The organism is Gilliamella sp. App6-5, assembly GCF_001690525.1.
GTDB lineage: Bacteria > Pseudomonadota > Gammaproteobacteria > Enterobacterales > Orbaceae > Gilliamella > Gilliamella apicola_H.
Genome location: NZ_LZGT01000097.1, coordinates 1 through 7,146 on the forward strand (window position 1 = coordinate 1; position 7,146 = coordinate 7,146).

Sequence of the window (7,146 nt, forward strand, 5' to 3'; positions counted from 1 at the left end):
TCAGCTTCTTTTAAAATAGCGACGATTTGATGTTCAGTCATTTTTTTCATAATTGAATCCTCTTTTACTTTTATCATAGAGAATTTTCTACTTTTTTGCTGTACTATTTTAGGGGATAGTTACAATGAAAATCACTATCGGAGATAGCACTCATATAAAGTTCTACTTTTTTATTACCAATATTTCCTGTATATATCCGATAGATAGAATGTGCGAATTGCGGTAGTAATAGAATTATTATTAATAAATATTTTATTCTGTTCATGTATTTCTACCTTTATTTTTGAATATAATACTTCTTACCATTTATTACTGCTTCTGTTTGCTCTTCTATATCTATATGATTTAAATTGACAAAAAAAGCAGGGTTTATCTTATAGCCTAATTTTGCTAGTTCCTTCTTTTCACCTACAGTTTGATTATTATCAATATTCATAGCAATTTCTAAATGTAAATGAGTGTTAGGAAGCCCTTTCGCATTTCCCGTGTCGGATGTATAACCGATATGATCACCAGCTTTAACTTTGGTACCTTTTTGTATTCCAGATACTTTTAGATCTTTATGTAAATGGCAATATCGAATATAAAAATAATCACTGTTTATATCAAAATCTTTCGCTTGTATAAACTCATTTTTCCCTTTTTCTGAAAACTCCAACGTATAATCATTTTGAGATGCGCGCAAATCATCACCTTTCACTTTTAAAACGATTACATTACCATAACTACCTTCACCATGAGCTTTTACAATTTCGCCATCTAAACAAGCAAAACATGGCGTGCCAATTTTTGCAAATAAATCTAAACCAGCATGAGATTTATTACCTTCATTCCTAACAAAACCAAAGGCACCATTCCAAGGAAACTTGGACTTCTTTGAATTAAATAACGTCCTTTGTGGGTTGTCTAAAGGCTCATGCCAAAGTTTTGTCGTTTCAACATTAAAATAATCCACCATCGCCACAGGATGAATAAACCATGCCTTGCCGTCTGCGGATAGATTGGACAGTTTAGGGGTATTGGCTTCGGTGTTTGCTGTCGGGGTTTGGGCTTGTGCCTGTGCCACTTGTTTCCACCACAGTGAGGGTTTAATGCGTTGCTCTTTTTCCAATTGCCAGTTGTTTTTGACATGCTCGTGGGCTTCGTCCAATTTTTTCATGGCAAAGTCTCGCTGATAGGGCTCGGTTATGCCGATTTTATTTAATCCCACTTCAATAAGCTCTTGCGCTCTTGTTTTCGTGTTGACCCAGCCTTGTATCAGTTGGTTTTCTTTGTTCCCTGTTTTAATATATCGCCAGACTGAATCTGGCGTGGCATCATCAACTGCTGTAAAACTTTCACTATCAAGTAAATCCGTCCGTGGGTATTCAACAGTATTGTATTCAGTTACTGACGATAAATTATCTAAAGATAATGGAAATTTATCCCAGTGAAGCAATTATCCCATCTTGTTGATTTAGATATAAAACGTCTTTTGATGCTATCCAATAATGTTTGTTTTCAACCACGAAACGGATGATTAATGTGGTATGCGATGCCATTGTATTATTATTATCAACCAAGTCGACTTCATCCGGTATATCAGTAATAGTTAATTCTGGAAAACCTTTTTTATATTGGTTAATTCTTTTTTATCTTCAAATATTACACGATACTTTTGTTTTTCACCTTTCATTTCTCGGGTTTCATGCTCTATAGCATCTACCATTTTTTCAATGTCAGCATTAAAAGAAATACGTGATGAAGTGTTTGCTAATAACCACAATGTATATTCTGGTTTGACTTTAACGTAATAATGACTCGTATCACTGACAAATTTTATCCCCCGACCTTGCTGGTAAAAACCAGTTGGTTTAGATGCTTGAATTAGTTTTGCGTCTTCTTCCACTAACAAAATTGTCTTTTTTATTTCTGGTAATTTATCTGCTAATACTCAGATATTATTGATAAATTCAGGTAAATAATCATAGGTAAAGAGTTCTATGTATGCTAAGTTTTATCTTTCCTATTTTTTATAATTAATCAGGGGAGAGAACTGTTATTAATTTTGTTTTACCGTTCTGATAAATAAAAGTATAAGTTGTTATGCCTCCTTGAAAATATTGAGTAATTTCTAGTTTATTTTTACCATACCATTTATAATCAATATCCACATCTCGGTCTTCATAGGTAACAGAGAAATTTTCGCCCACGTTAATTTTCTTTCTAAATACCTTATCAAGATCAAAACTCATTGCATTATAAACATCCAAAATAGTCATATTGTTATAATAGCAAATATCAGTATAACTCATATCAACTTGTTCTAATGCAATGCACTTTGTATTACTATAATAATTATTAAGGTTTTTCTCTTCTTGTTCTGGTAACCGTTGGTAAAAAACTAATTGTTTTTTATAAGTAACCATTAATTCATTGTTATCAAGCTGGATAATATTCATGTAATCATTACGGTTACAAATTTCTGATAAACTATCTCTATCATTTGTATAAATTTTAGAAAAACTAGTAGTAGTTAGATGATATTCTTTCAATTCATCACTATAATTTTTAAAAAAATTATGTTTATTTAATTCATTATTTATATCGTCTTCACTTCCAGTTAATTCTTTAAAATCGCAACCTAAAAAGGTTATCTTTTGCTGATTATCTATAATCAAATTACTTAATGATTTTTTTATGTTTTTGTCTGTTTCAGGAGTTAATTTCTCATTGATTAACCTATAATAATTGTTATTTGAATCAAAATCTGATGCATAAACAACTTGTGATAATAAAATTAATAATAAGATTTTTAATATAATATTTTTCATACTTTTATTCCTAATTATTCGAGGTCAGCCCCAAAGCTGTTACTGTACCCTTCTTTTAATAATTCTATAGGATCTGTTAAATCATCTCGCCTTTCATAAGGTTTTTTTGATTTATCTGTTAATGATTTTTTTAGATCTAGTCCACTATTTCCAGAGTAATATTCTAGATGCAACATATATATTATTTTCCCATTTATTACCATTAAAGGTGTCATTTTTTTACTTTCACCATCAATATCAACCTCAATTATTCTACTTTGGGGATCTGTAGCTCTAACGTTTCTAAGCAAGAGCCCAGTTTTAGCAAGAACTGTACCTTGCTTAACAAAATCGCCAGTTTTTACCTTAATACTTTCTTTGTCTACTTCACCATAGCGAATAATAAATTCCCGTCCACTATTGGTATGATGCTTGACTGTTATTTGGTGCGTATAACAATAAAATTCGTTTATTTTTAGAACAACTCCATCGCTGACGGCAATAATATCTTCTTTGGGTTCTGTGTATAAATCTCTTCCTGCATGTTTTCTTCCCCCATTTCGAGATGAACTAAATGCTGTTTGATTATTATTTTTAGTCCAATTAAAGTTTTTACCAAATTGCATATCAAAATTGTTTATTGGTTTTACTTTTAATGGGAAAATAATTTCAGCACTTCTAACATTAAAATAATCCACCATCGCTACCGGATGAATAAACCATGCCTTGCCATCAGTTGATAGATTAGACAGTTTAGAGGTATTGGTATTGGTATTCGCATTGCTTTGTTCTGTGCTGGTTGTTTGATTTTGAGTTTGCGCTTGTGCCACTTGTTTCCACCACAGTGAGGGTTTAATGCGCTGTGCTTTTTCTAGTTGCCAGTTTGATTTGACATGTTCATGCGCTTCGTCCACCACGTCTAAGGCAAAATCACGGAGGTAAGGCTCGGTGATGCCAAGTTTATCTAATCCCGCTTCAATAATTACTTTTTGTTGTTGTTTTTCTTCTTCAAATAAGTCATCAATTTCGTTCCATTTGCTTAACGCTTCATCGGCATACCATTCGCTTTCATATTTCACCAGTAAATGCCCTATCAACTCCGCCGTCCAGCTTCGGCGTAATCCTTCTTTTAAATCCCTATCCGTAAAAGTCGGCGGCGGTAGGTCTTTTTTTCGTTGGGTTGAATATATCAGTGTGCCCGTTAAGATTTGATGTAATGCCCGCATCGCTGGCGTGTAATCGGCTAAATCTAATTTCGCCACTTTATTCTTGCCAATCTTGTCAGATAATTCACCTATCGAGGCCTTTTCTTCTATTGTTTCAAAACCAGGCCAGTGCCATGGACTACGTCGTTTGATATGTGCTTGCGCATTGTCTTTTATATTCACCCAACCGTGTATCGGTAGCGTTTGCTCATCCAGTGCCGTCACTTGGACCCATTTTGTGTTTTCATCCTCTATCGCTATCAAGCCATCATTTTCTAATGAAATTAGGGACACGGTACGAGGGTAACATACCGTATTACGTTTCTTTTCCTGTGGAGAAAGGTTGTCATCTAATGATAATGGAAAATCATGCCAATAACTTACGCTTGAATTGAGCTGCCCATCTTCGCCATTAAGGTGTAAGACTTTACTGGCGGCTATCCAGTACGGCTTGTTTTCAATCATAAAGCGAATCGTGAAAAAATCCTCATCATTCGCTGGCTCAGAATAGACACTCGGTAACGTCGTATCTTGCCCCTTTCCGCCACTAATTAGCTCAACTTTATCGGGGATATCTGCCTCGGTTAATTCGGGATATATCCGCCTTACATACATTTTCTCACTTGCGGTTAAGGTGTACGGTTGCGCTGACGGGCTTTTTGCCTGTATCTTTCCATTAATGCCATTAACCACCTTGCCAACCCCTGGGTCGAATAACGGCTGCTCGGTTGAAGTATGAAAAAATCTTGAGGGAAGATTGACGGTATAGACCGGTTTGATTTTAATATAGTAGCTCTCGGTAGTGTCGGTAAAATGAATCGCCACCCCAGAGCTTAACCAACCTGCCGGTTTAGCGGCTTGCACTAATCGCGCCTCTTTTTCAACTAATATGATACTCTTTTCGCTTTCAGGCAGTTTGCCTGCTAAGGCGCGGGTTTTAGTGATAAACGCCGGTAAATCATCACAGGTCAGTAATTCAATATGTGCCATTGGCGGTAATTGCTTGTCTAACGCCCGTTTCATGTTCGATAACGGGGCTTCTTTAGGCTCGTCAAAACGTTCGGATTGGCTAACATTATGGCCGATGTAACCTATAAAGTCGCCTTTATTAATCGGCACAGGCGTTTTTAATACCACCACTTTATCTAATTTTTCAGGTTTAAGTTGGGTCACTATCAGTGAGGTTAATTTGACATACCCCTTATGTGGCGCCTCATCCCCGCCATTTTCTGCAACCAAGACTGCCGGCACAGTGCAATTATCAATTTTACGGATTTTAGCATAACCATTTTCTTGCCCATCCAATTCAAAAGTCGCGGTTTGTGGCAAATAGGTCAACTTTTGACTGTCATTCGCGGTGCCATAAACCGCAATGCCTTTGACTTCGACTTCCGGTTTGCCCACTTTTTTATTATCTTCTTTGCAGATTTCATAATCCTTATTGGCTTCCGCTGTCTTTCCAGTCGGTCTATCGGCTGCTGTCTTGCCAATATCGTTATGCCAAACATAACCGGTAATATTGCCCAATTCATTTTGCAAGCCATTTGGTGTCACCACCGTCCCTGCGGTTATCGACACAATTTTATACCAACCAGACATATTTGCTTTTTGTTCACCTAAACGTACTTTACTGCCTTTAAGTAATAAACCCACAATCTTTGTGTCTTTTCCCTTTTCACGTATCACGCTGCCGGCAATGGTTTCCGCTTTTTTTTCATCCACTTTCCCTGCTTGCGCTTGCCAATAACAAGGGTAATCCACCTGACTACCACTTTCTTGTCCTTTTTGCTGATAACCATACCAATCAAGTTGATGCATATATAAACTGTATAAGGTTATTGAGGGTGGCGTAGCAGTTGCACCAGCGATTTTAGGCATTTGTAACAGGTGTCTGACTAAGGTAAATCCCGTTGAGAAATACGCCACTTTTTGCTGTTCTTTATAAGGCGTTTTTAACTCAACATTGTCCAGATACACTATTTTATGGTAAATATTATTGACTCGATAAGCAACCACTTCGCCATGAGCCATACAACGCAATATACCGTCATTATCAACTTTCTTTAGTACCCCTTCATCAATATGGAACCCCCCATGCCATATCCCATTTTCACCAAATGGATAAAAGCCACTGTTCGCCTCTGATAACGCTTTATAATACGCATCTTGACTGAGTTGTTTTTCACCCACGGGAAAGTTGAAATTATCGATTTTTTTTATGGTCATGTGTATTACCTTATTCCTTATGCCGAAAAGCCTTTCGAGTTAAACGATACATGTTTTTTTAATAAGGCTTCGAGCTCTTGACGATTAATATTCAGTTTTGCGGATAAATGATGACTTGCCGGCCCCATCTTCTGGAACACATTACACTTAAGATAGATATTATCCTGTGTGCCCAGTTCGATGCCTTCACTGCTGATTTTGATATAAGAGCCACCACAGATGAGCGTTATCTCTTTGGCTGCTGTTATCTGCGTTTTACCATCCACGCTATCCACTTTGATATCTTGCTTGGCAGCCATATTGAGGTTGGCATTTTGGGCTTGCACCTCAATATCACCTTGGTTGGCAAACAGTTTCATGCCCGCTTTTTGCGCAAATAAACCAATCGCTTCGCCCGATGAAACAGTGACGTTGTTTAAAGCGTTGATATCGGTTTGATTTTCGCTGGTTAAGGTGAGGCTGCTCGCTGTTGTCAGTTGAATATTTTCAGGGCTGGTTAGGGCGATGCCTTCTTGCGCATAGGCCAGTAGGCCACTTTGGGTTAGCTGAGTTAAGTTGGCTTTAAGTTGCGCTTGGCTGTCGGTATCGGCGCTGTGCGCTTCGGACTGGGTGGCGGCATTTTGTAGTGCTTTGGCAATAGAGAGGGCATTTTCAAGTTGGCTTATTGCCGCTTGCATATCCAGTTGTTTACCTTGCGCTTTCGGCTGGGTTTGCGTGGTTAAGTATAAGCCTCTATTGGCGGCAATCGCGCCCCATTCGTCGGTGCGTAGTTCAAACCCTTCGCCACGTTGGCTTTTTTTATTATCGACCAAATGCCCCAAATTAAGTTGAGTTTTGCCGTATTCGGTGGCCAGTTTGATGTGCTCTTGCCCACGTTTGTCATCCATGCGCAGTTTGTTATTAGCCGGCGTGCGAATCACATT

The 7,146-nt window shown here is 37.5% G+C and carries 5 protein-coding genes; all 5 read right to left on the minus strand.

Annotated features, from left to right (window positions below):
- Window positions 1-277 precede the first annotated feature (277 nt).
- The gene (locus A9G24_RS11495; RefSeq protein WP_065639139.1) at window positions 278-1,438 is read right to left on the minus strand and encodes a M23 family metallopeptidase; all 1,161 of its coding nucleotides are present in this window, start codon (window positions 1,436-1,438) and stop codon (window positions 278-280) included.
- Between the two features lie 153 nt (window positions 1,439-1,591).
- The gene (locus A9G24_RS11500; protein WP_141673156.1) at window positions 1,592-1,894 is read right to left on the minus strand and encodes a hypothetical protein; all 303 of its coding nucleotides are present in this window, start codon (window positions 1,892-1,894) and stop codon (window positions 1,592-1,594) included.
- Between the two features lie 124 nt (window positions 1,895-2,018).
- Entirely contained in the window at window positions 2,019-2,813 is a 795-nt protein-coding gene (locus tag A9G24_RS11505; protein WP_065639141.1) for a hypothetical protein, read from the minus strand.
- Between the two features lie 14 nt (window positions 2,814-2,827).
- Window positions 2,828-6,223, minus strand: coding sequence for a M23 family metallopeptidase (locus A9G24_RS11510; protein ID WP_065639142.1), 3,396 nt, complete (start codon window positions 6,221-6,223; stop codon window positions 2,828-2,830).
- 17 nt (window positions 6,224-6,240) lie between these two features.
- Window positions 6,241-7,146, minus strand: a 906-nt coding sequence (locus A9G24_RS11515; RefSeq protein WP_141673157.1) for a DUF2345 domain-containing protein, incomplete at its 5' end; no start/stop codon positions are given.

Excerpts from the sequence above, each read along its gene's own strand:
- A9G24_RS11505 (WP_065639141.1), bottom strand. The coding sequence starts at position 2,813 with ATGAAAAATATTATATTAAAAATCTTATTATTAATTTTATTATCACAA.
- A9G24_RS11510 (WP_065639142.1), bottom strand. The coding sequence starts at position 6,223 with ATGACCATAAAAAAAATCGATAATTTCAACTTTCCCGTGGGTGAAAAA.